This is a genomic window from Acinetobacter sp. 1125_18A (genome assembly GCF_052824985.1).
Map to the genome: position 1 here is coordinate 17,738 of NZ_VTDG01000005.1, position 26,464 is coordinate 44,201.

Annotated in this window: 26 protein-coding genes and 4 tRNA genes; 12 read left to right on the forward strand and 18 right to left on the reverse strand. The window is 38.3% G+C overall.

The features are described 5' to 3' along the window. Positions 1–15: 15 nt before the first annotated feature. Positions 16–609, reverse strand: coding sequence for an NAD(P)H:quinone oxidoreductase (gene wrbA / locus FY049_RS10330; protein ID WP_446083690.1), 594 nt, complete (start codon positions 607–609; stop codon positions 16–18). A 120-nt stretch (positions 610–729) separates the two neighbouring features. Here wrbA and FY049_RS10335 point away from each other — a divergent pair, with 120 nt between their 5' ends. Together FY049_RS10335 and FY049_RS10340 are read left to right on the forward strand one after the other, a co-directional pair. Then, on the forward strand, positions 730–1,974 hold the full coding sequence (locus FY049_RS10335) for a YihY family inner membrane protein (protein WP_004725788.1): 1,245 nt from the start codon (positions 730–732) through the stop codon (positions 1,972–1,974). A gap of 212 nt (positions 1,975–2,186) precedes the next feature. Beyond that, the gene (locus tag FY049_RS10340; protein ID WP_446083691.1) at positions 2,187–2,987 is read left to right on the forward strand and encodes an AraC family transcriptional regulator; all 801 of its coding nucleotides are present in this window, start codon (positions 2,187–2,189) and stop codon (positions 2,985–2,987) included. Between the two features lie 39 nt (positions 2,988–3,026). On the opposite strand, the gene FY049_RS10345 is transcribed toward FY049_RS10340, so the two are convergent. The 3 genes from FY049_RS10345 to FY049_RS10355 all read right to left on the reverse strand — a co-directional run bounded on the left by FY049_RS10345 (position 3,027) and on the right by FY049_RS10355 (position 4,529). Beyond that, the gene (locus tag FY049_RS10345) at positions 3,027–3,215 is read right to left on the reverse strand and encodes a hypothetical protein (RefSeq protein WP_446083692.1); all 189 of its coding nucleotides are present in this window, start codon (positions 3,213–3,215) and stop codon (positions 3,027–3,029) included. Between the two features lie 127 nt (positions 3,216–3,342). Then, entirely contained in the window at positions 3,343–3,981 is a 639-nt protein-coding gene (locus FY049_RS10350; protein WP_446083693.1) for a fumarylacetoacetate hydrolase family protein, read from the reverse strand. 47 nt (positions 3,982–4,028) lie between these two features. Next, positions 4,029–4,529 (reverse strand): YcxB family protein, encoded by a 501-nt coding sequence (locus FY049_RS10355; protein ID WP_419355557.1) that lies wholly within the window; start codon positions 4,527–4,529, stop codon positions 4,029–4,031. A gap of 189 nt (positions 4,530–4,718) precedes the next feature. Between FY049_RS10355 and FY049_RS10360 the strand changes: the two genes are divergently transcribed. Then, positions 4,719–6,008, forward strand: coding sequence for an SRPBCC family protein (locus FY049_RS10360; protein ID WP_419355556.1), 1,290 nt, complete (start codon positions 4,719–4,721; stop codon positions 6,006–6,008). A gap of 25 nt (positions 6,009–6,033) precedes the next feature. Here FY049_RS10360 and FY049_RS10365 read toward each other — a convergent pair whose 3' ends face one another. The 3 genes from FY049_RS10365 to FY049_RS10375 all read right to left on the reverse strand — a co-directional run bounded on the left by FY049_RS10365 (position 6,034) and on the right by FY049_RS10375 (position 8,383). Continuing rightward, positions 6,034–6,819: a hypothetical protein gene (locus FY049_RS10365; RefSeq protein WP_446083694.1), complete on the reverse strand. Its 786-nt coding sequence runs from the start codon at positions 6,817–6,819 to the stop codon at positions 6,034–6,036. A 97-nt stretch (positions 6,820–6,916) separates the two neighbouring features. Next, positions 6,917–6,993, reverse strand: a tRNA-Arg gene (locus FY049_RS10370). A 130-nt stretch (positions 6,994–7,123) separates the two neighbouring features. Beyond that, positions 7,124–8,383, reverse strand: a complete 1,260-nt coding sequence (locus FY049_RS10375) for an MFS transporter (protein WP_446083695.1) — start codon at positions 8,381–8,383, stop codon at positions 7,124–7,126. A gap of 105 nt (positions 8,384–8,488) precedes the next feature. Here FY049_RS10375 and FY049_RS10380 point away from each other — a divergent pair, with 105 nt between their 5' ends. Continuing rightward, positions 8,489–8,926 carry a winged helix-turn-helix transcriptional regulator gene (locus FY049_RS10380; RefSeq protein ID WP_446083696.1) on the forward strand — a complete coding sequence of 146 codons (438 nt, stop codon included), beginning with the start codon at positions 8,489–8,491 and terminating at the stop codon, positions 8,924–8,926. Positions 8,927–8,995: 69 nt separating this feature from the next. Here the strand turns inward: FY049_RS10380 and FY049_RS10385 are convergent, their stop codons facing one another. The 6 genes from FY049_RS10385 to FY049_RS10410 all read right to left on the reverse strand — a co-directional run bounded on the left by FY049_RS10385 (position 8,996) and on the right by FY049_RS10410 (position 13,349). Further along, positions 8,996–9,859, reverse strand: coding sequence for a cysteine ABC transporter substrate-binding protein (locus FY049_RS10385; RefSeq protein WP_446083697.1), 864 nt, complete (start codon positions 9,857–9,859; stop codon positions 8,996–8,998). 73 nt (positions 9,860–9,932) lie between these two features. Beyond that, positions 9,933–10,766, reverse strand: a complete 834-nt coding sequence (locus FY049_RS10390) for a cysteine ABC transporter substrate-binding protein (RefSeq protein ID WP_411171920.1) — start codon at positions 10,764–10,766, stop codon at positions 9,933–9,935. A gap of 134 nt (positions 10,767–10,900) precedes the next feature. After that, the gene (locus FY049_RS10395) at positions 10,901–11,632 is read right to left on the reverse strand and encodes an amino acid ABC transporter ATP-binding protein (protein ID WP_446083698.1); all 732 of its coding nucleotides are present in this window, start codon (positions 11,630–11,632) and stop codon (positions 10,901–10,903) included. Positions 11,633–11,634: 2 nt separating this feature from the next. Continuing rightward, entirely contained in the window at positions 11,635–12,300 is a 666-nt protein-coding gene (locus tag FY049_RS10400; protein WP_004816904.1) for an amino acid ABC transporter permease, read from the reverse strand. Next, the gene (locus FY049_RS10405) at positions 12,290–12,949 is read right to left on the reverse strand and encodes an amino acid ABC transporter permease (RefSeq protein WP_215904355.1); all 660 of its coding nucleotides are present in this window, start codon (positions 12,947–12,949) and stop codon (positions 12,290–12,292) included. Before FY049_RS10405 ends, FY049_RS10400 begins: the two co-directional genes overlap by 11 nt. A 202-nt stretch (positions 12,950–13,151) precedes the next feature. After that, positions 13,152–13,349 carry a hypothetical protein gene (locus tag FY049_RS10410; RefSeq protein WP_004816901.1) on the reverse strand — a complete coding sequence of 66 codons (198 nt, stop codon included), beginning with the start codon at positions 13,347–13,349 and terminating at the stop codon, positions 13,152–13,154. Between the two features lie 182 nt (positions 13,350–13,531). Between FY049_RS10410 and FY049_RS10415 the strand changes: the two genes are divergently transcribed. Then, on the forward strand, positions 13,532–14,107 hold the full coding sequence (locus tag FY049_RS10415) for a hypothetical protein (RefSeq protein WP_327857796.1): 576 nt from the start codon (positions 13,532–13,534) through the stop codon (positions 14,105–14,107). A gap of 93 nt (positions 14,108–14,200) precedes the next feature. Next, positions 14,201–15,151, forward strand: coding sequence for a hypothetical protein (locus FY049_RS10420; RefSeq protein ID WP_446083699.1), 951 nt, complete (start codon positions 14,201–14,203; stop codon positions 15,149–15,151). Positions 15,152–15,212: 61 nt separating this feature from the next. Here FY049_RS10420 and FY049_RS10425 read toward each other — a convergent pair. From FY049_RS10425 to FY049_RS10435, 3 genes are all read right to left on the reverse strand, one after another. After that, a tRNA-Arg gene (locus FY049_RS10425) sits at positions 15,213–15,289 on the reverse strand. 47 nt (positions 15,290–15,336) lie between these two features. Then, positions 15,337–15,413, reverse strand: a tRNA-Arg gene (locus tag FY049_RS10430). A gap of 15 nt (positions 15,414–15,428) precedes the next feature. Then, positions 15,429–15,518, reverse strand: a tRNA-Ser gene (locus FY049_RS10435). A gap of 264 nt (positions 15,519–15,782) precedes the next feature. Here FY049_RS10435 and rnr point away from each other — a divergent pair. The 5 genes from rnr (at position 15,783) to FY049_RS10460 (ending at position 21,869) form a co-directional block, all read left to right on the forward strand. Further along, positions 15,783–18,233: a ribonuclease R gene (rnr, locus tag FY049_RS10440; protein ID WP_446083753.1), complete on the forward strand. Its 2,451-nt coding sequence runs from the start codon at positions 15,783–15,785 to the stop codon at positions 18,231–18,233. A 157-nt stretch (positions 18,234–18,390) separates the two neighbouring features. Beyond that, positions 18,391–19,026, forward strand: a complete 636-nt coding sequence (locus tag FY049_RS10445; RefSeq protein WP_446083700.1) for a hypothetical protein — start codon at positions 18,391–18,393, stop codon at positions 19,024–19,026. Between the two features lie 92 nt (positions 19,027–19,118). Then, a complete protein-coding gene (locus FY049_RS10450; RefSeq protein ID WP_446083701.1) occupies positions 19,119–21,146 on the forward strand; it encodes a M3 family metallopeptidase in 2,028 nt (675 codons plus the stop codon). A 54-nt stretch (positions 21,147–21,200) separates the two neighbouring features. Further along, positions 21,201–21,410, forward strand: a complete 210-nt coding sequence (locus FY049_RS10455; RefSeq protein ID WP_171066870.1) for a YheV family putative zinc ribbon protein — start codon at positions 21,201–21,203, stop codon at positions 21,408–21,410. A 15-nt stretch (positions 21,411–21,425) separates the two neighbouring features. Then, positions 21,426–21,869 (forward strand): hypothetical protein, encoded by a 444-nt coding sequence (locus FY049_RS10460; RefSeq protein ID WP_446083702.1) that lies wholly within the window; start codon positions 21,426–21,428, stop codon positions 21,867–21,869. A gap of 100 nt (positions 21,870–21,969) precedes the next feature. On the opposite strand, the gene FY049_RS10465 is transcribed toward FY049_RS10460, so the two are convergent. Further along, positions 21,970–22,890 carry a DMT family transporter gene (locus tag FY049_RS10465; RefSeq protein ID WP_034614348.1) on the reverse strand — a complete coding sequence of 307 codons (921 nt, stop codon included), beginning with the start codon at positions 22,888–22,890 and terminating at the stop codon, positions 21,970–21,972. 163 nt (positions 22,891–23,053) lie between these two features. On the opposite strand from FY049_RS10465, the gene FY049_RS10470 reads away from it, so the two are divergent. Continuing rightward, a complete protein-coding gene (locus tag FY049_RS10470; RefSeq protein ID WP_224964327.1) occupies positions 23,054–23,833 on the forward strand; it encodes an AraC family transcriptional regulator in 780 nt (259 codons plus the stop codon). Between the two features lie 58 nt (positions 23,834–23,891). On the opposite strand, the gene FY049_RS10475 is transcribed toward FY049_RS10470, so the two are convergent. Then, positions 23,892–26,090, reverse strand: coding sequence for a TRAP transporter large permease subunit (locus FY049_RS10475; RefSeq protein ID WP_151956994.1), 2,199 nt, complete (start codon positions 26,088–26,090; stop codon positions 23,892–23,894). Positions 26,091–26,464 lie beyond the last annotated feature (374 nt).

The following is a 26,464-nucleotide window of genomic DNA, read 5'->3' on the forward strand; positions in this document are numbered from 1 at the left end:
CAAGAGCATCAAAAATTATGGGTTTAACTTTTTAACCGTTTCACCTAGACGTTTGCCCTGTTCTACACATAAAGCTTTTTCATCGGAACTTAAGTTTTGGTCATGACGTGGTCCACTGACATGACTGACTCCATACGGCGTACCGCCTGATTTGGTATTGGATAAGGCTGGATTGGCATTGGTCAGCCCCATGATCATCATGCCATGATGAAACAATGGCGGTAACATCGTTAATAATGTGCTTTCCTGTCCACCATGCATTGACCCTGACGCGGTAAATACACAAGCAGGTTTATCGTGTAATGCACCATTTAGCCAAAGGCTGGTGGTTTGATCCCAAAAGTATTTCATTTCAGATGCCATATTGCCAAAACGTGTTGGTGAACCTAAAGCCAATCCTGCACAATTTTGTAAATCATCCAATGTACAATAAATATCGCCATGTTCTGGAATACTGGCTTCCGCTTCTTTCACAACAGTGGAAAGATTCGGCACAGTGCGAATTTTTACTGCGACACCCGCTGCTTCTACCCCGTTGGCAATCAAGTGTGCCATCTCTTTGGTAGATCCATATTTACTGTAATAGAGTACGAGAACATAAGCTTGCATAGAGATTTCTTGATTTCAACATAAGAAAATAAAACTATACGGTATTTTTCTGCTTTTTTGGGTAAGCTAGACAATGAAAATGCAAGATATGCCGAAAAATAATTGAGATCAAAGATATATATGCTTGAATTACTTAAAAAACTACCCTTCTATGAAAAAACTTGGTTTCAATTCATTCTTTTTGTACTTGGTCGTTTTGAAGCAGATCGTTGTCGTGAACAAGCGGGATCGCTGACCTATACGACATTATTTGCTGTTGTTCCAATGTTGACTGTTTTCTTGGTTATTATCTCATCAATCAAAGCCTTAGAGCCTGCTAGACAGCAACTCCAGCAGATGATTTATAGTAATTTCTTGCCGAAAACCAGCATTGCTTTTGATAAAGCTTTTAATGTATTTACCGAGAACTCAAGTAATTTAACTGTTATTGGTGTGCTGTTTTTATTCATTACCACAGTACTGATGCTTACCAGTATCGAAACGGTTTTTAATCGGATTTGGCGTGTTCAAGAAACGCGTAATGGCATCATTGGCTTTATGCGTTATTGGACCATTATTTCTTTAGGCCCGATTTTATTGGGGAGTGCCTTTGTCATTTCATCAACATTGGCCTCTATGAATGTTTTAAGTAATAACTTTGCAGGTTATGAAGTTGATGGTACAGCGTTACTTGGGGTCATTTCGTTTGCACTGACTACTTTAGGCTTTTTCATTTTATATTGGACGATTCCAAATCGCAGTATTCCTGTTCGAGCGGCCGCGATTGCAGGTCTTTTTGGTGCGATTGCATTTGAGCTACTTAAAAACCTATTTGGTTTTGTTATGGCAAATTTCACCAGCTATACCCTTGTTTATGGTGCTTTTGCTGCTGTACCAATTTTCCTGTTGTGGATCTTTTTATCGTGGAATATCGTCTTATTGGGTGTGGAAATCAGCTATGCCCTTACCGCATTTCATACAGGTAAAATCCAAACCCGCCATCCTGTGTTGATGATGCTCGATATTCTGGAATTATTTTATAAAAAACAGAAAACGGGTGACGTGGTGACTGATGCAGAAGCACTAAATATTTTAGGTCGTGGTGAAATTGGACGCTGGCCAGTTTATATCCAACTTCTAGAAAAACAGAATTTGGTTAAATGTACTGACAATAATGAATATGTGCTGGTCAGAAATTTAGATGAAATTGATTTCTGGTCATTCTATACATCATTGCCTTATACCCTCCCTCGTCGTCATGATGTTGAACATGTCCATGATGATGATGTTTGGATGAAACATATCGGTCCAACTTTAATTGAATCCGATGAATATTTGGCAGCCAAGTTATCAATTCCGCTTTCAACCATTTTGGATGATAAGTAATTTTAACCCAGATAGATAAACAACTTCCCTTTCCAAGCCGTGCCAATTGGAAAAGGAAGTGATATTACTTTTTAGATGAATCGTTATAATTTCGCAATAGCCAAAACCACTGCATAAAACGGATAAAAGACACCACAATGGTATTAACCTGTCTTTTTTATAGGATATAATTCAAAGTAGACAAAAGATCTTTTTATTCAGGCAATCTTTGCATGACGATAACAAAAACAAGCGATAAAAATATACTGACTCAACTCAGTACCAATGATGAAATTGTTGCACCGCTGTGGCTAATTTTTCGACATGATCCTGCACTGTCTGCTTATCCTGAACATGGGCATGCTTGGGGCGAATTTATTTATGCCTTTAATGGGGTGATGGAAGTCAATATTGATCAAATTAATTATATTACGCCACCTCCATATGGAGTTTGGTTACCGCCAAATACGCAACATAGTGGTTTGAATCGGACTCCTGTTTCGCATGCAACTTTGTATATCCACCAATCGTTATGTAGTGCCTTACCTCAACAAGCAGGGATTCTTTTAACCTCACCCTTGGTTTCAGCGATTTTACAGCACACCAAACAACATCCAATGCAAACATCTGAGCCTGAATATTTGCGACTATTACAGGTGTTACTTGATCAGTTACAACATGCTGAGTTAATCGGTAGTTATTTACCCCATACCAATCATGCTGCCTTAAAACAAGTTTTGGATTTTTTACATGCCCACCCTGCTGACCACAGTACGCTAGAGGCTTTAGCCCAACGGATTAATATGACTGAACGTACCTTGGCAAGGCTGAGTCAAAAAGAGTTGGCAATGTCACTCAATGAATGGCGACAACGCCTTAAAGTCATGAAAGCCATGTCTATGCTCAATGAGGGAAAAACGGTTGAAAGCATTGCACTGGATTTAGGTTATGCCAATGCTTCTGCTTTTATCAATATGTTTAAACGTTGGATGATGCGTACCCCAGACCAGTTTAGAAAATTGTTGCGTCACTAAATCAACTTTTTAAATTTTGAGTAGATGAAGTGGAATGATCTAAATACTAATAATAAACAATCTTCCCGACCAATCTAAATGTCGATCTAAAAATGCATGGGCTGAATTTAACTTTGGGTTATGTAGTAATTTACCAAAGTCATCCAGCTTTTCTGCTTCTTTGCTATCAAAGCGTTTCGTCCAAGCTTCTGCACGATAGCTAAAAAATAGCGATGCTGTAAATTTCAACTGATAAATAAAGCGGGATATATCGCAAAAGTTAGTGATGAATTATTGTTTTATAAAACTGTAGATAATAAAAAACCCAATGCGTATTGATTATAAATAAACACTGGGTTGCTTGAATTTTAAATGCTTATTTTACAAAAGTTTTCCAAACAAAATCTTGGCTTTGACCATGTAAAGTCATACTCAATTGATCACCAGAAGCCAATGCTGCAACACCTGCTGGTGTCCCTGTCATCACCACATCCCCTGGTTCTAAAGAGAATACTTGGCAGATGTCTGCAAGTAAGTAAGCAATATCAAAAATCAATAAAGCCGTATCGCCTTTTTGTCGAACTTCATCATTGACTGCAAATTCAAATGTAACAGCCGACCAATCTTTAATATCATCCACACTGACCCAATCTGCCAGTACACATGAGCCATCAAAAGCTTTTGAACGCTCCCAAGGCTGGCCTTTGCCCTTTAAGTCATCTTGGAGATCACGTAAAGTTAAATCTAAGCCTAAAGTCACCGCACCAATCGCATCCAATACTTTATCTAAATTGGTTTCGCCCTTAAGTGGCTTGTCGATACGTAACGTCAGTTCACACTCATGGTGGCAATTTCCCCACGCCTCATTCCAAGAGATACCGTCTTGCAATGAAATCAAACTACTGGGCGGCTTGATAAATAAGACTGGACGATCTGGAATTGCGTTACCTAATTCTGCTGCATGCGCTGCATAACTACGACCGACACATACAATTTTAGATGGACGTGTACTCATATTGTTCCCTTCTTATTGCTCAGCGTTAAAAACTTTATAATTCCAAATTACTTTTTAAAAGTATTGATAAAAATCGTTTGATCTGCGGGTGTAGCAAATGCTCGTTTAGGCACAATCACCACAGTACGATTTTTTAATTCGATCATATAGGTAAGCTTGCCTTCTGCAAATTTATCTACATCTGAATAATGATGAACTTGCTTTGGACGACCACTACTGAATAATTCCATATAGTCTTGAAATAATTCAATACCTTGTTCGCTTTTACCAAATTGATATTTAACGAATTGGCGTTTAAACATCATCGGTAAAAACCAATAGCGCATCAGCATTTGCAGAACTAAGAAAAAAGCACCTAAGCAAACATAATATTTACCCACACCCTCTAAACCGAGGTAAATCCCCCAAACCATGATTCCGATGCTGACCAAAGGCGTGAGAAATTGGCTAATTTGCTTTTTACCAAAAGTTGCCAGTTTAAAACCGTCTTGAGATTCTTCTAAATTAAGATAATAACGTGCAGATAATGCAGGCTGGGTGTCTGACATAGTTGCTTCAATACAAATATTTTACGATGCCAAGATATTACACTAGATTTTTCCAGCGAGATGCGGATTTTCATCTTGTTTTACAGAACACCTCTATTTTTTAAAAGTGAATCCTTTTAGGGTCTTTCATACAAATGGTTTTTATAAAAACAAAAGATTGCCGCTTATCAAGGCGCAAAAGGAATTGTGATGAAAGCTTTTTATTTAAATATCGGTCTAGTGCTCTTAATCGGTATCAATCAAATCAGTTTCGCGAAATTGGTCACTTGGACCGATAATATTCCCAGCGCATTAAAGCCATTTGACAATAATGCCCAGCAAATTGCGGCAATTGCTCAAGACAATATCTTAATTTATGCCCATCCAGCGACCAAGACGTCGCTACCAACATTCAGCAAACAGCCCCAACCTATAGCTAAATTTTCAACAGCAGCCATTGTTGTGCCTGTAAGTAGCCAAGAAGTTGCTAAAACATTAAGCAATTACACGCAATATGTTGGGTTATTCCCGACTTTAAAATCAGCAAAAGTCATCGAAACAGCAGGACCTGTCAGTCAATTGAAATATCGTATTTCCATCCCGACACCGATACCTGTATTGAATTTTAATGAAGATGTGGTGATGCAACATCAAATTGGACAAAATAGCATTTCAACCATGGTGATTGATGGCCCAATTCCTTATGCATTAGGGAAATTTGAATGGTTCAATTTAGCTGACAACAAAACCTTAGTGACCCTGACACAATGGGGCGATTTAAACCAACCGCAGGGTTTCCTATTTAAGAAAATTTTAAATGCTTTCCCTGAAGTAAAACTGGCGATTCCAAATGGTTCGAGCGCCTTTGTTTTAGAAGCACTCAAAAATAAATACACGGCTAAAAAAGTGACGGCATTAAATGCAGGGCAACTGCCTAGCCCACAATTAAATACAGCTCAAATCAATAAAATTGTTCAGGTCAGTGCCAACGCGCAACAGCCCGTCAGTATTGTACTTAATCCTGTTACTGTACCTTATACCCATGGTCGGGAAGTTTTACGCTTTACCACAAGCTATCAATATTTAAATGCCACCCCGCTACAATTACAACGTTGGACACAACCCTTATCCTATAAAGAAATTTTTCCAAAACAAATCAAAAGTATTAAAACCACAGCGATCAACACACAAGGACAAGATGCAGACTTTAAAGTCAGTGTCGGATTGGGGGTTATTAGCATCCCATTTGATTTTAAAATGCGTTTTAGCTATCCCAAAGCCACTGAAAATAACTTCTATGCCAATGGCGGTGATCTACGTTATCTCAAAGGTCAAATTCAATTTTTACCCCAAGGCAATAACACCTTACTCAAAATGACCACCACCATCAAAATTGATGAAAAAGCACCATTTCTACTCAAAGCAGCACGCAGTTTACCCTACCATGAAATGTTACCGGCACTGGGTGCAAATGCAATTTTTGCTCAAAAAGTAAAGTAGTGCTGATTGGGCTTTTAAAACTCAATTAATCAGCCAGATGTTTGATTGTTGTGCCAATATTAAATAGGAAATATAACGGGATTGCGACCAGATCACCGACTAAAGTGACTGGGGTTAAGGCGACTTTCTGCAACAGTGTTTTAGAATGTAGTGAGTATTTGGTTTTTCCTTGTGTATACATCGCAATCGTATAGTTCTGATTAAAGTTTTGAAATTTCATATTTTTAATTTCAGCGTTTAAACCCACAATACGCCCAACCAATCCAATTTTTCTTTGATAAAATTCAGAGTTTTCCTGACCATATTCGTACTGACTCAGTCCAAGTCGAGATAACCTATTTTCTTCCTGTTCAGTTAAATTGTTTTTTGCATAATACAGTTCAATATCACCGCTAAATTGAGTTGCTTGTGGATTTTTTTGATCATCGCTTTCAGGCATTAAAGACAAGCTAAAATGCTTGTCACTCGGACGGACTGGTTTGATCCGCCAATACTTGGGGTCTAAATCAGATTGAATGGTCTCTAAAATTTCCTTATTTCCAATATCAATCATATACGCATATTTTTGCCCAACCACGATTAAGGAGCGATCTACATTGTTTCTATCATGGCTATGTTTTGAGGAAGCATTTTCTTTTAAATAGGCAAAACCGACAATTTGATCCTGATCTACAATCACACGATCTGTATGGGTTGAAACCACTTTACCCGTCGCCAACCTGCCAGAATCACTGTTATTCCAAAGAATGGCGGTACATCCGATCATTTGACTGATGAACAGCACGATAAACAATGAGAAATATTTATGCATGAATGATTGGCCTTATTTTTATTATCTCACTCATTGTGCCATTTTTTAGGCACAAAAAAACCGCAATAAAGCGGTTTTTTTAAATATTTTATCAAGTTGGTGCGCTCAGAGAGATTCGAACTCCCGACCCCTTAGTTCGTAGCCAAGTGCTCTATCCAGCTGAGCTATGAGCGCGACGTCTTGATGGGACGCATTATACGCCTTTTCATTTTTTTGTTAAGGATTATTTCAATAGTTAAACACCAAGTGTTTAGTATTTGGGCTATTTATCTTTAAATCGACAAAAAACCTAGAATTTATGCATTTATACACTGCTTGCATGCTGTTTCATTTGAAATTGAATTAAATATTTTTCAGTAAACAACCAAAATAAATAGCCAACTACACTCAATAGGACTCCAGCCGCACACACGGTATACCATCCCCAATGACCATAGAGTGTTGTTGCCAGTAATGATCCCACAGCACTGCCCAATGCATAAAACAACATATAAGCACCAACCAATCGCCCATGTAATCGAATATCGGCTTGGAAGATCAGACTTTGATTAATCACATGAAGTGATTGAATGGCCACATCGAATAAAATAATCGCTAAAATAAAAATCCAAATTGAAAAATATAAGCTGGTTAAAATGAGCCAAGCTCCGATCAGTAATAGAAACGCATATTGTGTAACACGCTGCGCATAGCCACGATCAGCCAACCCACCAACACGGATTGCCATAACTGCACCAATAGCACCAATAATGCCTAAAAAACCAATCAAGCTATGTGAATATTCAAAAGGCTGAACAGATAAAGGAAATACCAATGCATTCCAAAACAGATTTAAATTGACGAAAATGATGAAAGCAAGTACGCCTCTAATCTGTAACACTCTATTTTTAAACAATTGTTCAAACAATGAAAAGATCATCTGGGAATAAGTAGATTGCTGAATAGGATCTTTTTCGATACGGATAACAGCTAAGTATTTCCATAAAAACACACTGATCATACTCATACATAGTACAGAGAATATATATACCCCTTGCCATCCAAACCAATCCGCTAAACTACCAGACAGTACCCGAGATAAAAGTATGCCAATCAATACACCAGCTTGGACTGTACCGACGATTTTGCCGCGTTCATCAGCAGCTGCCAAAACTGATGCATAAACAATTAAGCCTTGGGTCATCGCTGTGCCCAACATGCCCACAATCAGCATACTCAATAACAACGTGAAAATATGATCTGAAAAAACCAACGAGATTAAAGCTAGGCATAAAATGATGGACTGAAACAACATCAAAGATTTTCGTGGTAATAAATCGCCTAAAGGCACAATAAAAATTAATGCAATGATTGATCCCACTTGAGTCAATGAAACAACTAACCCCACCCACAAATAATCTAATTTAAAATCTTGGGCAATCAAATCCAGCAATGGCTGTGCATAATAAACATTTGCAACACTCAATCCAGCAGCACACGCCAACAGCATCACCAAGGCTGGAGAAAGCTGAGATCGCTGCTGTTCTCTTGTTTTATTGCGCTGATGATGATCTGTTTTGTTCATTTTGCACCAATCCGGTTTTAATTTGCAACCAGATTAAATTACGCAATCTTGTTTTAAATTGCAACTAGATTTATAGTCTATTTTTTAAAATGAAAGGAACGACTGATGAATCAAGACAGATATGAAGCTTGCCCAGTTGCACGGTCAGTGCAATTGATTGGAGATCGTTGGGCTTTATTGATCATTCGCGAAGCTTTTGATGGGGTAAAACGATTTAGTGATTTTCAAAAAAATTTAAATGTCGCCAAAAATATTTTATCTGATCGTTTGGCTAAACTTATTGATGCTCAAATTCTAAAGAACCAACCCGCTTCTAATGGCTCAGCCTATTTGGAATATGTGCTCACTGAACAAGGTTACGCACTGTTCCCGATCATCGTGGCATTACGTCAATGGGGTGAGCAATTTTTATTTGCTGAGGATCAACCACATTCTATTTTACTTGAGAAAAACACAGGTGATGAATTAGCACTTATGCAACCTATGACAAAAAAAGGAAAACATCTACTTGCACAAGATACCTTTGTGAAAAAGATCAATTAAATGCAAATCATGTTTTCCCAGTTAAAGTCGATGATATTTTTTAAAGAGCAAACTTAAGTTTTAAGGGTTTTACTCAACCAATAAATCTTTTGGATTAATGCTATCACCGTAGACAGGTTTTAACGTCTTTTCATAGGCTTGCTGGATAACCCCCGCTTTAGATAATTTTTCTAAGTCTTGATTCAACCAATCCAATAATTCTTTATCGCCTTTTTTGACTGCAGGTGCAATTAAATCATGCTGACCTAAGCTGGTAATACCCACGGTGTAATTTGGGTTCTCTTTTGCCCAAGCCAGTACCAATAAATTGTCATGTGCCAAAGCCACACCACGTCCATCTTTCAGCGCATCAAAGGTCTCTGTATTCTGCTCGTACTTTTGTAATTTAATTTCAGGATGTGATTTGCTAAAGAATGAGTCTGCTGTCGTGCCTTTATTGACCAATAAAATTTGATCTTTAAGCTGCGCAATATCTGTAATCGGCTTAGCTTTAGGTGATACAACGCCCAAAGAAACCTTTAAATAAGGCTTGGCAAAATCGACAACTTCCTTGCGTTCAGGTGTCACGGTGAAATTGGCAAAAATAATATCCACCTTATTGGCTTTAAGGTACTCCACACGATTGGCAGCTTCCGTTAAAACAAATTGAACTTTGTTTTCATCTCCCAATAGGTCTTTGGCAACATGCTTGGCAATTTCCACATCAAAACCTTGGTTTTTACCTTGTGCGTCCAAGTAACCAAAAGGCGGCTTATCACTAAACACCCCGATACGAACCACACCATTTTTCTTAATTTGCTCGATACTTGAGCTGGTTTTTTCAGGTTCAGCAGCTTTTTCAGTTGTTGACGCGTTTTTATTACACGCCGCTAACCCTAAGCTAAGCACTGAAGCCGCAAGTAGATGAGTCAGCTGTTTTATTGATATATTCATTTAATTTTCCTCTGATCTAATTTCATATTTAAACAATGATTTCTTTTCATAGTTAAACGCTTTAATGCAATTTTTATTTCGGTGTTACATCCAAAAAGACTTGAGCATCCACAGTTCCACCGTAAACAGGCTTTAAGGTCTGATCATAAATCTTCTGAATTTCACCTGTTTTTTGTAAGCTTGAAATTTCAGTATTGAGCCAATTTAGAAGTTGGCTATTGCCCTTTTTCACTGCAGGTGCAATAAAGTCTTGATTACCAATTTGTTGAATTCCCGCCGTAAATGTTGGATTCTCAGCTGCCCATGCCAAGGCATAAGTACTGTCTTGAGAAATTGCATCACCACGACCATCTTTCAATGCATTAAAGGCATCAGTATTTTGTTCAAACTTTAATAAATTAATTTTTGGGTAATTCTTAGTGAAATAAATATCTGATGTCGAGCCTTTATTGACGATCAAGGTTTTGCCTTCAAGCTGCTGAATATCTGTAATCGTCTTGGCTTTAGGCGATACGATGCCTAAAGCAGCCTTTAAATACGGTTGAGCAAAATCAACCACTTGTTTACGTTCAGGAGTGACTGAAAAGCTGGCAAATACCGCATCTGCTTTACCCGATTTTAAAAACTCCACACGGTTAGCAGCCTCAGTCACCACAAATTCAACTTTATTTTCATCCCCAAGCAAATCTTTGGTCACTCTTTTTGCTAAAGCGATATCAAAACCTTGTGGTTTACCTGCACTGTCCACATAACCAAATGGTGGATTATCTGCAAAAACAGCCACACGAAACACGCCCTGCTTTTTAATCTGATCTAAAGATTGATCATTCTGGGTATTTTGCTCCGCTGATGCATTTGGTTCAGTTGGCTGACTACATGCGCTCAACATTCCCATACATAAGGCCATACTCAATGTTCTAACAACGTTGGAAATATTAAAAAAATTCGATGGTTGAGTTAAATAAGATAAAGCCATACATCCTCATTTTTATAGATCATTATGTGTTGCTATTAGGGTGAATATTGATGTCTAAATTACTGTTAGTAATTCAACATATTTAAAAAGGCTTTTGCCCGTTCAGTCTGTGGATGCTCAAAAAATTGTTCAGGTGTGGCTTGCTCAATAATTTTGCCTTTATCCATAAAAATAATTCGGTCTGCGACTTTTCTGGCAAAAGACATTTCATGAGTCACGATCAACATGGTCATCCCTTCATGTGTAAGTTTTAAAACTACATCTAATACTTCACGGACCATTTCAGGGTCTAAAGCAGCGGTGATTTCATCTAGCAGAATCACTTGAGGCCGCATCACCAATGAACGCACAATTGCGATACGTTGCTTTTGCCCACCCGATAACTGTCGCGGATAATCTCGCTTACGATCGTATAAACCGACACGTTTCAACAATTCGTCTGCGACTTTCTCAGCTTCAGCTCTTGTTCGTTTTTGAACTTTTAAAGGACCTAATAAAATGTTATCAATCACATTCATATGCCCAAAAAGTTCATAGTTTTGAAACACCATGCCAATTTTTTGGCGTACATCCACCCACGCTAAATCTTTGCCCAATACACCTGAGCCAGCTAAATTGATTGTGCCACCCTGAATTTTTTCCAAGCCATTGATACAACGTAACAATGTGCTTTTCCCACATCCCGATGGACCAAGGATCACCACGACTTCACCCTGTTTTACGTCCAAATCTATGCCTTGTAAAATATGACTTTCTGCAAATGATTTCTGTAAATGTTGTATAGATAACAAAGTCATGATTACTCCCAAACTTTTTCTAAATGCGTCGCTAAACGGGATAAGGGATAGCAAATGATGAAATATAAAATAAAGATCAAACCATAAATCCAAAGAGATGCATTCGGAACAATTAACAGCGAATTTTCAATAATTTGCTGTCCAACTTTAATCACTTCGACCACGCCAATCAGCACTGCCAAGGAGCTGGTTTTAATCATACGCGTGAATAAATTGATTGCGCCCGGCGTGACTCTTTTTAAACTCTGCGGGAAAATCACATAGCCCAAAGTTTGGATAGGACTCAGGCCAAGTGCATGTGCAGAATCGCGTTGATGTTGATCTATCGATGTGATGGCAGCACGGACTAAATCGCCCATTTCAGCAGTCCCCCACAATACAAAAACCACAATACATACCAGTACTGCTGAGAGCTGCCAGTTAAACCATGTTGCAAAGCCAAAATAGAAAACAAACAATAAAACCAGAATAGGAATAATCCGAATCGCTTCTAAATACAGTCGACACAAACTTTTAATCAGTAAATTTTTTGACGTCATAATGACACCGAAAATCGTGCCAAAAATTGCTGAAAAAAATACCGATATAAAGGCTATTTTTGCAGTAACCCACAGCCCTTCCAGTAATCGTGCAAGGTGGCTGGGTTGAAACAGATAATCAAATTCCATGGCTCACCTTCCGACTACGGTATTCCAGATAACTGGTGAGAATAGACACAGGCAATAAAATAATCAGATAAGACATGATCAAGAGAAACAATGCTTCTGTGGTTTTATAATCCATACCAATTAAGTCTTTGGTGACAAACAATAGTTCCACCACCGCGATGGCACTCACCACAGAACTTTCTTTAATCAGAAATAAACAATTTGCACCAATTGCAGGAATTGAAATTGCTAGAGCTTGAGGGAAAATCACATATTGAAAAACTTGCAGTGGATTCAGTCCAATACTTTCACCCGAATCAATTTGTCCTTTGGCCACAGCTTGTAAACCTGCACGAAAGGCTTCAGCCATATAGCTTCCACCTAGAAAGGTTAGACCAATGACCCCACAGGTAAATCCATCAATTTTAATCCCCAGTTTTGGTAAACCGTAATAGAGAAAAAATAGCTGAATCAATAAGGGTGTATTGCGTGATAATTCAATGTAAATTTTGGCAATTTTGTCAAAGACCCGTACCCGATAGGTAATGAGAATACTGCAAATTAAACCAACCAATATTGCGAGAATAATACTGATGATTGAGATTTTGAGTGTCGTCACCATTGCCGAAGCAAACTGTGGCATCACACTGTAGATATATTGCCAATTCAAAGAAATCGTCCAAAATAATTATTTTATTGTTACGCTCTAAAGCAGAAAAAATGATTTGAAACTATCTTACAGTGAGAATTTTGTCTAAATAAATATGATTATCAGATAAGCTTTTCTATAAAAATAATGCTGGATAATGCTTACTTTTTTTAGTGAGAAAAATAAGCGTAGTTAAAATTGAACAATCATCGACCCGAAGCAATTATTCGGCATTCACCACGTCTAACAATTCCATACATTCAGCACAGAAGATGACAGATTCATTTTCTAAACTTTGGATTTGCAATTCATAGACAAAACCTGTCAGCGTGCGATTACAGCCATCACACTGTTGCAGGTTGAAATGACAAATAAAATCAACATGCTGGTAAATATAATATCCATCTGTATATTTCTTCATGTTCTTCTTTCTAAAGCTTCGGTTATTTTATTATTTTAAAGTTTTTAGCTCTAGAATAGATGTTGCAATCCTTGCTCTGCGACAAGAATAGACGTGTATAAATTTATAAAATGTTCTGGATCTAAACACAATTGTCTTATTATACTAGTCAATTAATACTTCAATAAAAAAGTAAAAACAAAATGGGACACTACTCGAATTTACGAATTTCTTCAAACCTAGACCAAACAGAAGAAAAAAAATCCAATGATGAAATATATATAGAAGTTAAATACTTAATTCCTTTATTTTGGTTGGCTTTATTTAAGCTAGAAGATATCTCAGCACTAAAAGATCAATACAACGAAACCTATTACGTCTTCCGTGCAACGATCTTAAAAAGCTGTGAAACGTTTAAATCTAGACTCAATTTATGGTCAAAACTCTATAATGATGAAAAGGCAGAAATTTTAGCAAAACTATTTTTACAATATTTAGAACATATACCTACATTTTCAATTGAGTTAAATATCAACGACCTTCTAGGAATGCACTTAGATATTAATAGCATAGATGCGAAAAACGAAATGACTGATTTAATCAATTTTATTGATAATATTCAAATTAATCCTCAAAACCATTCATTGTCAAATGATTGGATTACACCTCTATCACTATTATCTCTTGAAATACCTCAGGATAGAAAACAACTTGATGGATTTGGTGAGACACTACTTCCCTGTCCTGAAGTCGATGAGTGGTTGAATCAAGTTCATTAGAACTAACGGTTTATTCACAATTTAATTTTATAGATTACCAATTATATTATTTCATAAATATTCCTATAAAAATTCAGATGATAAAAGGAAAAAATGGGACATTACTCAACACTTTTAATTTCATCCGATCTCGATAGAACCACGGGTGAAATGGATGAAAATGAAACCTATCAAGAAGTTAAATACTCGATTCCATTATTTTGGTTGGCCTTATTTAAAGTTGAAGACATTACCACTCTTCAAGATGAAGATGGCTTAAGCTATTACGTCTTTCGGGCAACGATCTTAAAAAGCTGTGAAACGTTTAAATCCAGACTCAATATATGGTCAGCACTCTATAATGATGAAAAAGTAGCAACTTTAGCGCAATCATTTTTACAATATTTACAACGTACTCCAACATTTTCAGTCGAGCTTAATATTACCGATATTATGGCAATGATGATTGATCCATTTAGCATAGAAGCTAACAATGAAATGGTGGATATGATCGATTTCATCGAAGAAAAACATCGAGATCCCAAAAGTCCATCACCATCCAAATATTGGCTGCCAAAATCTTTTGAACTTAAAACACCCCAAAATCGATATTTAGATATCGATGGTTTTGGAGAGTCTTTACTGCCCTGTTTTGAGGTGGATAGATGGTTAAATAATCATGAAAAAACACAACAGCCTGTTAAAAATAAACTCAATGCGTCTTTTGATGAGATCCATTTTTATCGAATGCTGCTGTCCAAAGCTGAAATCTCGCCAAACAGTTCATTTGGCTTTAAACATCGGTTTTTATTTCTGACGCGAATTAAAAATAAGGCATTACGCAAATGGCTCTTTCAAGTATTCTTCTTTAATGAAATGCTATTTTTCTGTTTATTGTGGCTTAGTCTAAGTTTAATCAGCATCTTTTTTCTTTTTAAAATTAGCACTTTTTCCTATTTAGAGATAACTGGCATTTTTATTGGGCTTATTGCATTTAGCTATTTTATTTTTCGAAAAATAGCCAAGAGAATTAATATATTCAACCAACTAAAATCACCGGCCTAAAATCATCGATCTAAATTTCAGGCACAAAAAAACCGCAACGTATGCGGTTAATTCTTCAAGTTGGTGCGCTCAGAGAGATTCGAACTCCCGACCCCTTAGTTCGTAGCCAAGTGCTCTATCCAGCTGAGCTATGAGCGCAATACTTGTGTTGCCAAAAGGCATTCGTTACATCATGATTAACTTATTGGTGCGCTCAGAGAGATTCGAACTCCCGACCCCTTAGTTCGTAGCCAAGTGCTCTATCCAGCTGAGCTATGAGCGCGTCATAAGTAATCGTTGGCGGTGAGAGAGGGATTCGAACCCTCGATACAGTTACCCGTATGCATCCTTAGCAGGGATGTGGTTTCAGCCACTCACCCATCTCACCGTAACGAGCCGCCATAATACAAACTAAAACCCGATTCGGCAAGTGATGACATTAAAAAAAATAGAGAAATTTACTCAATTAAATACTTTTTAAGCGATTTTCATCATTTTGTTGTTTTTTTATGCTGTAAAATAATCACAATCTACAAATACCAAGAAAAATTCTCTAAAAACTAAATTAAAAACACAATATTGCAATCAATTACGTGCAGTATTCCACTGTATGTCTTATGCTAATCCTATCTTCTGACTAGAAACCAAATACATCATGAAAAATTGGGTCGATCCTGAAGCCAAAGCTGAAGCTGAGCGTTACGACAATCCCATTCCAAGTCGTACCCTTATCCTAGAAATCATTGAACGAAAACAAGAAGCATTGTCACATGCAGATCTTGTTGAACTGCTTGAAATTGTCGATCAAAAAAGTATAGATGCGCTCAGCCATCGTTTAAGTGCAATGGTGCGTGATGGTCAGTTGATGAAAGATGGTTTTAAATATCAGCTGATGGCAGATCAACCTACCCTAGACGCTACGGTTTATGTCAACGCTAAAGGTTTAGGCGTTGCAAGCTTAGATGGTAAGAAAGATGAATTCCTTCTCCCTGAGCGCGAATTACGTCAAGTCTTCCATGGTGACCGCGTTAAAGTCCAACAAACTTCTGTAGACCGTAAAGGTAAAGCTTGGGGCTATATTACCGAGGTGACTCAACGTCGAGTTAAACAACTGATCGGTAAAGTTGCAGAATTTGAAGGTGAATACTTTATTCAACCTGCACCTCCCAATGCACATCAACCCATAACTTTAGAAAAAGAACTGATTGAACATGCCAAAGCCAAAGTAGGCGATGCATTACGTGTTGAAATTGATGACTATCCAACTCGAGATGAGTTTGCGACAGGTCATGTGATTCAGTCAATGGCGGATAAAGCAGATACTGAAATCATTATCCCGCAAACCATTTTAGAATATGGTTTACCTTATGAATTCCCAGAAGAAGTCATCAAAGAAGCTGAAGCATTTAAAGAACCTTCTGCAAAAGATCGTCAAGGCCGTATAGATTTACGAGATTTGCCTTTAGTCACCATTGATGGTGAAGACGCACGTGATTTCGATGATGCAGTCTATGCGGAAAAACGTCCTGGTGGTGGCTATCGTGTCGTTGTCGCGATTGCAGATGTCAGTCATTATGTCCGTGTTGGTAAACCTTTAGATGATGAAGCGCAAGAACGTGGTACATCGGTGTATTTCCCACACTATGTATTACCAATGTTGCCTGAAGCACTTTCAAATGGCTTATGTTCTTTAAATCCACATGTTGACCGTTTATGTATGGTGTGTGATTTAAATTTAAGTCGTGCTGGTAAAGTGACTAAATTTGAATTTTATCCGTCAGTGATGCATTCAAAAGCACGTTTAACCTATACCCAAGTTGCACAATATTTGGATGGCGACAGCAATGCAATTCCTGAAGATCGTGATGTCCGTAAATCGGTCAATACGCTCTACCAATTGTATGAAACTTTAAAAGGTTTACGTACACAACGTCATGCAATGGAATTTGAAACCGTTGAAACCTACATGACTTTTGATGAATTGGGTGGAATTAAAGAAATTTTACCGCGTTCACGTAATGTTGCGCATAAGCTTATTGAAGAATGTATGTTGCTTGCTAACGTTGCAGCAGCAGAATATTGCTTAAAAAATGAAGTTCCAATGTTGTATCGTGTGCATGAAGCACCAGAGTTTTCACGCATTCAAAAAGTAAAAGACTTTGTAAAATTATTGGGCTTTAAATTCCCTGACCAACCGACACAAGCCGATTATCAAACGGTGATTGAAGCAACCAAAGATCGTATTGATGCACCGAGTATTCATGCGGTGTTGTTACGTTCAATGATGCAAGCCTACTATGGTCCAAAAAATGTGGGGCACTATGGCTTGGCTTATGAAGCATATACCCATTTCACTTCACCAATTCGTCGCTACCCTGACCTGCTATTACATCGTGCGATTAAAGCCAGTTTAACCAACAAAAAGTATCCTCTTTCAGGTGCAGCATTAGAAGATGCGGGTGAACATTTCTCTGCAACTGAACGCCGTGCAGATGAAGCTTCGCGTTCGGTTACTTCATGGCTGAAATGTCACTATATGCAGCAACATTTAGGCGAAGAATTTGTTGGTGTGATCAGTGCAACCGCTGAATTTGGTTTATTCGTAACCCTAAAAGATTTATATGTGGATGGTATGATTCACGTGAGTCAATTGGGCGATGACTACTTTGTTTATGACCAAGTTAGTCAAAATTTAGTTGGTCAAAATCGTGGTCAAGCCTTTGGCTTGGGTGACGAAGTCAAAATTAAAGTTGCTGGGGTTAACCTAGAAGAACGTAAGATTGATTTTGAATTGTTACAACAACTGTCGCATGCGGGCCGTGTAATCCGTAGTCGTGCACCACGTGTTGCAAAACCCGTTGCCAAAGAAGAAGTTTTTTCTGAACGTCCTGTCAAAGTTAAATCTGAATCTGACAGTGGGAATGCCAGCGAAGATGGGGAACGTCCCATTCGAAAGAAAAAGCCCAAAGGAAAACCCAGCTCTTACAATAAGAAACCTGGAAAAAGTGCTGCAACTCAGCCTGAAACAAAGGCTAAAGATAAAGTGAAGAAAAAGGCTAAAGCAAAAAAGAAAAAGTCGAACGCAAAAGCAAAGACTGAGTAATTTTACTTACCACAAAATCAGAGAGCTTCGGCTCTCTTTTTTATCATTAAAATTTTAAATTTGAATACGTCTAAAAATACTTTTCTTGTACCCTCATAGAGTCTTCCTTGTTTTATAATGCATCTATAGCGACTCAAATAACTCTAGAAATAACAGCATGAAAATTAAAAATATACTATCACTCTCAATACTGCTACTCAGCTGTGTAGCTTCTGCTGAAACCATCACCTTTACAACCCAAGCGATTCCTTCAAAATACATAGACTTTTCAGGAAATATTCCCTTTATCCAAGGCAAAGGTTTTGAAAAAATCAACCAACAGATCAAACACGAACTTTTGGCAGATGATGCTACACGTATCGACTTTAGTTCAGGAAAGATCTATCAGGATCAAAACTATTTAAGTGTTTATACCCATTTAGAAATTGAAGGCGGACAAAGCTATTATCGTGAAAAGTATTATGTGATCGATTTAAAAAATAAACAGTTCGCAACATTGTCCCAAATACTACAAAAATATCAATTGTCTGCAGCACAAATCTCAAATGAAATTGCTCAGCAACTTGACCCATGTATTGAAAATAAAACAGCAACGCTTTCTAAAACGTCTAATGACTGTGATAGCGCAGATCTGCAATACCTATACCGATACTATGCTGAAGATCGAAATTTTATTGCGCTAAAAAATGCAAATGGCTTTTATCTTAAAAAAGATATTTTGGGCATCAGTTTTGATGCGGGCGCATATTCTATCCCTTTTGAATACAACCTCAAAACCAAACAAGTCCATTAACATCTGTGTTAATTTTATTGTCACACCTTGATTTCCCCTGCCAGAAGCCCTACATCTATCTATAACTTAAGAAATGATTTGGCATAAAGCTCATGACACTAGAACAGGCAACGTTGCCAGTACCGCAATTTGATCAAATTAGTTTAGATCAACTCAAACAAAATATTGAAAAAGCCATCCAAGACGGTCAAAACTTTTTAAATGACTTGGTCCAAGTCCCTGAAAGCATTCAACAACAACTTGCAGTGATCGAAAATGTAGATTCACTTGAAAATAACATGAGTGAATCTTGGGGAATTTTGTCACACCTCAACGCAGTGATGAATAACACTGAAACGCGTGAAGTCTATCAAGCCTTATTGCCAGGTCTAAGTGAATACTACACCCAGATCGGTCAACACGTTGCTTTGTTCCAAACTTATCAAAATGTTTATGGTCATGCGATTTTTAGCGACTTGCCAACGGCGCAACAAAGTGCAATTAAGCTGGCTTTACGTGATTTTAAACTTTCAGGTGTTGCCCTCGAAGGTGAGGCTAAAAAACGCTATGCAGAAATTTCAGCACGATTATCACAACTGTCTTCTGATTTTTCTAATCATGTTTTGGATTCAACCCAAGCCTATAGCAAAACTTTAACCACGGATCAGCTTAAAGGTCTACCGCAAGGCAGTATTGAATTACTCAAACAATATGGTCAACAACGCGAACTAGATCAGCCTGTTGCTACCTTAGATATTCCATCTTATTTGGCCATCATGACCTATGCAGAAGATCGCGCGCTCCGTGAAGAAATCTATCACGCTTATGTTACACGCGCCTCAGATCAAGCCAGCGATACGCAATTTGACAATGCACCCGTGATGGTTGAAATCCTCAGCTTACGTCAGGAAATGGCCAAGCTTTTAGGTTTTGACAATTTTGCAGAATACTCACTTGCTTCAAAAATGGCACCCGATGTGGCCACTGTTGATCAATTTCTGGTTGATTTAGCAGAGCATGCACGTACACCTGCATTAAAAGAAATCGAAGAACTCAAAGCCATTGCCAAACAAGATGGCATAGATGAGCTAAAATCTTGGGACAGCGGTTATTATTCTGAAAAACTAAAAGTTCAACAGTTCAACCTTTCTCAGGAAGATTTAAAACCATACTTCCCTGCGCCTAAAGTGATTCAAGGCTTATTTAATGTGGTCAATCGTTTATATGGAATTCAAGTCATTGAACGCCAAGCACCACTTTGGCATACAGATGCTCATTATTATGAACTAGAAGACCAAGGCACTGTGATTGGTGGTTTTTACTTTGACCTCTATGCACGTAACGGTAAACGTGGTGGTGCATGGATGAGTGGTTTCCGCTCGCGTATGCAAACCGAAACGGGGTTACAAAAACCAATCTGCTATATGGTTGGGAACTTTACCCCACCTGTCGGTGATCAGCCTGCCCTATTAACGCATGATGAAGTCAATACCTTATTCCATGAGTTTGGTCATGGCTTACACCATATGTTGACCGAAGTAGACAATATTGCAGTTGCTGGAACACACGGCGTTGCATGGGATGCCGTGGAGTTACCTAGCCAGTTTATGGAATTTTGGACATGGGATACGGAAAGCTTGGCTTTAATCAGTGAACATATTGAATCTAAAGACTCACTTCCTGAGCATCTTTTAAAAGCATTACTCGATGCTCGTTTCTTCCAGTCAGGTATGCAAACTTTACGACAAATTGAGTTTGCACTGTTCGATTTAACCATTCATAAACTTACACCTGCACTAAATGCCGAACAAATCCAAGCAACTTTAGATGATATTCGCCAGAAGTATGCAGTTTTAGCAACAGCACCTTATAACCGCTTCCAAAATGGTTTTAGCCATATTTTTGCGGGCGGTTATGCTGCTGGTTATTATTCTTATAAATGGGCAGAAGTTTTAGCAAGTGATGCTTTTGACCGCTTTGAAAATGAAGGTGTGTTTAATACCCAAACTGGACAAGAGTTCCGTAAGGCAATCCTTGCAGTTGGCGGAAAAGATACAGCACTTGATGCATTTATCAATTTCCGTGGTCGTGAACCTAAAATAGATGCATTATTACGTCATCAAGGTTGGACGAATAGCTAAAAAAACGCTTAAACTAACGGCCAAAATTGTTTAAAGTGTGGTGGGTGTATGAATATTAGACGTCGTTTCATTGCTGGTGCAAAATGTCCAAAATGTGAAGCGATGGATCGTATTGTTATGCTCACCCAAGGCGATGCTGAATGGATTGAATGCATCGAGTGTGGATATTCTGAAAATCGCCCTACCCATGTAGATGCGCCTGAAGAACCTGCTATACCTGATGAAATTGGGGTCATTCAATTCAAGCCTCGCTCTTCAAAATAGATCGGACCGAATAAAATGCATATAGAACAAAGAAACAATTCAAAATTAATGTGGATTATTGCAGGCGGGTTGGGGGCAGTTATCGTTTTAATTGCTATTTTTTTCTGGTTAAATAACACCTCTGAAAGCACCCAAATCAATGAGCCATTGAATCAGACTACACCTGCTGCGAAGAAAGTGGAAGCAACGGCACCCCCTGTGGCAACGCCTGTTGAACAAAGTGCTGCTTCAGAGGCTGCCAATGTAGAATTGGTCAAAGCATCCATTTTAAAAGATAAAATTCCTGAAAATGCCAGTTTAGCTAAAGAAGAAGTGGCTAAACTAGAAGATATCCAAAAACAACTTGATGATCAGCAACAAAACCTTAAATCACAACATGCTGATGCGGATCAATTGATTAAACTTAAGGAAGAGCAAATCAAGCTACTTCAACAGCAAATGGTCGCACAAAATCAATAATTTTTGATCATGTGCAAAAATGACGATCTGATATCAGAAAGCCTTAACCTCTTTATAAGTTAAGGCTTTTTTCAATTTAAACAATAGACATTTCAATATTTTAAAGTGAGTCCAATGACTGCTGTGTTGATTTTTTCCATTGGATTGGCTTTTGGATAATTTGCGCCAATAGAATTCCACAGAGTGTTAAACCACCACCAACCAAATGAAAAACTTGTAAATGTTCACCCAAGAGCACCACGGCAATTAAAGCTGTAAACACAGGCAATAAATTCATAAAAATACTATTTTTATTGGGTCCCAAATGTCTTACACCTTCAATCCATAGATAAGACAATAAAATCGATGAGAAAATACTGGCATACAAAATCAAAGGAATGGTCTGTTGATTCAGTTGCATTTGTGATGCGGGTAAAAAGATAAAAAACGGCAAAACATATAAGATGGCAAAGCTCGACATCACAAAATTCGATTGCCATGCAGGGATCGGCATTTTCCAACGTTTTAACAGCACACCATATAAGGCGTAGCCAATTGCGGCAAGCAACATCAAGCCATCTCCAAGATGCATACCTTGGCTAAAAACTTGGGCAATATGCCCATGACTCAATAAATACAAAATGCCATAGAATGATAAGAAGCCTCCGATCACTAAGCCATAGCTAATCTGATCTTTTAAAATCCATGTACTTAAAATAATCGTCAATAATGGAATCAATGCTGTCACAATCGCCATATTGGTCGCTGTTGTGGTTGTCGCTGCTTGATAAGACAAAAATTGGAATAAGGATACAGAAAGAAATCCACCTAAAGCCAAATGTTTCCAATACTGGCGAATAATATGGCGATTTTTCCAAGTGGGAATCAATACAAAAGTACTCATCACCGCGAGCGCAAAAACCAAACGATAAAATGTAATCGCCACAGGTGAAATTGCATGACTTGCCATTTTAGACACAATCACATTTCCAGCCCAAAATAAAATGGCAAACAATGGGTAGAAATAAGCTTTTTGAAACATGCTGCTCTGCCTATACAGAAAGATTCAACCATGTTAAAAAATAATCATTTTGTATTTGTACGACAAAATGACAACAACTATCGCAAAAAGGACATTATGCTTGAGGACTAAGCAATTCCACGAATGTGTGATTGGCAGTGCCGTATTGAATGAGGAGTAAATCGTGGGGAATAATTATGATCATGGATTTTTAGATTATCCAATTTATGCCTTTACTGAAAATTATTCCCATGGGCATATTGAAGATTGGCATAGCCATGAACGTATCCAACTGATTCATACGCTTTCTGGTGTTCTCCGTATTCAAACGACAGAAGGAACATGGGTCACGCCACCGGGACGCGGTGTATGGATTCCAGCATATAAGGCTCATGCGTTACTGATCAGTGGTGATGTGCAAGCTTATGGTGTATTTATTCAGCCAGATGCGCGTTCAAAATTAGTCAATGAGTGTCGTGTTGTCACGATCTCGCCCCTGCTAAAAGAGCTTATTCGCTCAGCGATGCAGATTCAAACCACAATCCATCCTCAAAGTCGTGAAGCACGATTGCTTGAACTAATTTTAGATGAGTTGGAACTCCTCCCTGTTCTACCATTTAACTTACCTGAGCCACAAAATATTAAATTGCAAAAGCTTTGTGCTGAAATCAAACTTGATCTCAGCCATACATGGACACTCGAACATGCCGCCCAATTTTTACATGTTAGTCCGAAAACCCTTACTCGGCATTTTCAGAAAGAAACCAATATGCATTTTAGTCATTGGGTACGTCAGGCAAGGCTGATGCAAGCCATGACTGATTTGGCAATGAATAAATCTATTTTCAATGTTGCACTTGATTTGGGCTATGACAGTGCCAGTGCCTTTAGTGCCATGTTTAAACGTGAAACCAGCTTGACGCCGAGTGAGTACATTCAGCAGTTTCAATTTAAAGATCACTAAATCTATTCAAAGCCACAGACAGAAAAAAAGCGCCCGAAGGCGCTTTTTAGACATTCAATTATTTACTGGCATACCAGTCAAACAAGTTAAACATGTACGGCGCATAGGTCACAATCACCAATGCTGAGAACAGCACCACGATTGGCAAGATCCAACGCTCATAACGATAGTAGAAGCTTGTATATTTGGCTTTTGCCTCAGCATCGGCGGCGGCAACCTCTGCATCACCGACCGAGAGCCTCGTCAGCAAATGGTTGAGCGCAACAGGTGGCGTAACATAACCAAACTCAAATGCAACCAGTACGATCATCCAGAAGTGAATCGGATGAATACCATTTTCAAATGCAACTGGCGCAATCGTCGCAGCAACAAGAATCACCGCACCAAATGGATCTGTTGTCATACCAATTAATGCAAGTAACAATGCCATAAAGCCAAGTGTCACCAAGATACTACCCAGATGCGTTGGAACCATGGTCACGATTTCACTACGTTCAATCAGACCACCAACACTTGCAGACAACGCCATCAGGATAATTAACGCACCAATATGACCAACACTTTCCGATGTTGCAAAACGAATTGCGCTACGGAAGCCACGTTTTGTTTCAGCGGTATCACCATGCTCACGTAAGTATTCAGAATTTTTTTCATGCTCTAGAGCAAGCGCTTTATTTGGGTTTTCTGGTATCGGTAATTTATTACCAAATAACTTATCAAATAAAATAAATGCCAATAACATGATTGGAAGAATTACAGGTGCAGTAAATTCATCCATTTTCGTGTCCAGACCAAACTGATAGAAGCCAATCACGACAGCAACAATCAAGATATATGGAAGCACTGGAACGAAAGCACGCAACATACCTGGGACAGCAGTTTTCGGTGAGTTAATACGGAACTTATTCTCTGCAAGGAATAACGACACCCCTAAGAAAATAAATGCGGTTAACCAGAATACATAAATACCATGATCAAATAACTCGTCTGAAGTTACATGACGGCTATCCAGCATTGAAATTAAAATCACCAAGAGACACGGACGTAATACAACACCCAGTGAACCTGACATTGCCGAAACAGCCAATGCATATTGACGACGTGCACCTGAATTCCACACTTCTTTATAGATAATCGCACCAGCAGCAACAACGAAGATTCCCGAAGCACCTGTATATGCGGTTGGAATTGCTGCACCAATCAAAATGATCCACGTCAACGTTTCAGGCGCTAAGTTCCAAGGACGAAGAATCGCCAAGAAAAGATCCATCACGCGTGTTTGGGTCAATAACATCCCTGCCCAAATAAACAGTGCTAAATTAAGGAAGATATTTGAAAATTCAGTCAACAAGCCAAGGTAAATACCTTGCCCCATTGGGTAGTCCATAAAGAAAGTAAACGCAATACCTGTCACAATTGCCATAAAGGCATATAAAGGTATGCTCAACAGCGCAAGGCCAAATTTACCGCCTTCTTCAGCATTTTCTGGTGTACGGAATAATTTAAACAGGCTGATGACTGTCAAGACAACGAACAGGATCATCCATAGCCAATAGACTCCAATCGTTTCAAGGGTCGATTCAACACCAGAATTGAGTACTGAACGATATTGGCTAATGACCGAGAAGCTCAGTAAGGCATTCCCCAGTACCATCGCAATATTATAGACTTTAAAATCAAGCTTAGTACGCGCTGGACGTAGCCCAATATGATGCATCTTCAATGATGCTGTAATTGCAGCAATCACCACCATCAAAATCAGGATGAGTACGCGATGTTCAGAGCCCCATTTCAATATCCAGAAGAAACCCGTTTCCATCGAACGATATGAACGAAGGGATGGATGATCTTCCATATGTTTGATCGATTTATCATAGAACGCATACTTCTGTTCACAATCCGTTTGAGCTGAAACGAATGAAGCGCGAACATCTGCTTCTGGTGTTAAACCAAAAAATGCCGCATCAGGATCACTGGCTTCCTGTTGCATTTTTTCTTTGACAAGCTTATCGATATCTACATTGCGGTCACATGAAGGTTTGTTGGGCTCAGCACGTAAAAAGGAATATTGCATTCCTATTTTTTCATCTCCATATAGGCGTTCACCTAAACGAAGCATTTGCCCATGAATCATATCCCCTGTCCCAATGATCAAGGTCAGGAGAAGCAGAATAAGGATGGAAAAGGTTGAGAACCACTCATTCCAGAGATAACTGAGTAGACCTAATCCCGATCTATTATTTACAGGTTCTTGCATTGTTATTCCAGTTTTTATAACCAGTGTACAATCGCTTGCACAGCTTATCTTTTATTATTAGGTGAGAGGTAAAATCCTTTACCAATACCCATTCCTATCATCACCACTCAAATTTGCCCTAATTTTCCTAAGAAAAACATGACAAAGATTAATTTTTTTGGCGAGCTTTTTGTCAACTCATCTATAGTCTTATCATTAAATGTGAAAAAACAACTAAGTACTTATATTTTTTACAACTAAAATAGATGTAACATTCACATAATTAACCACAAATGAGAATCAGCATCCATTCATTACAAAGTATTCATTCAAATTTATTTTTTAAATATCTTTACACTTCTATGTGCTTAACCTCATCAAAATAATGAAATTTT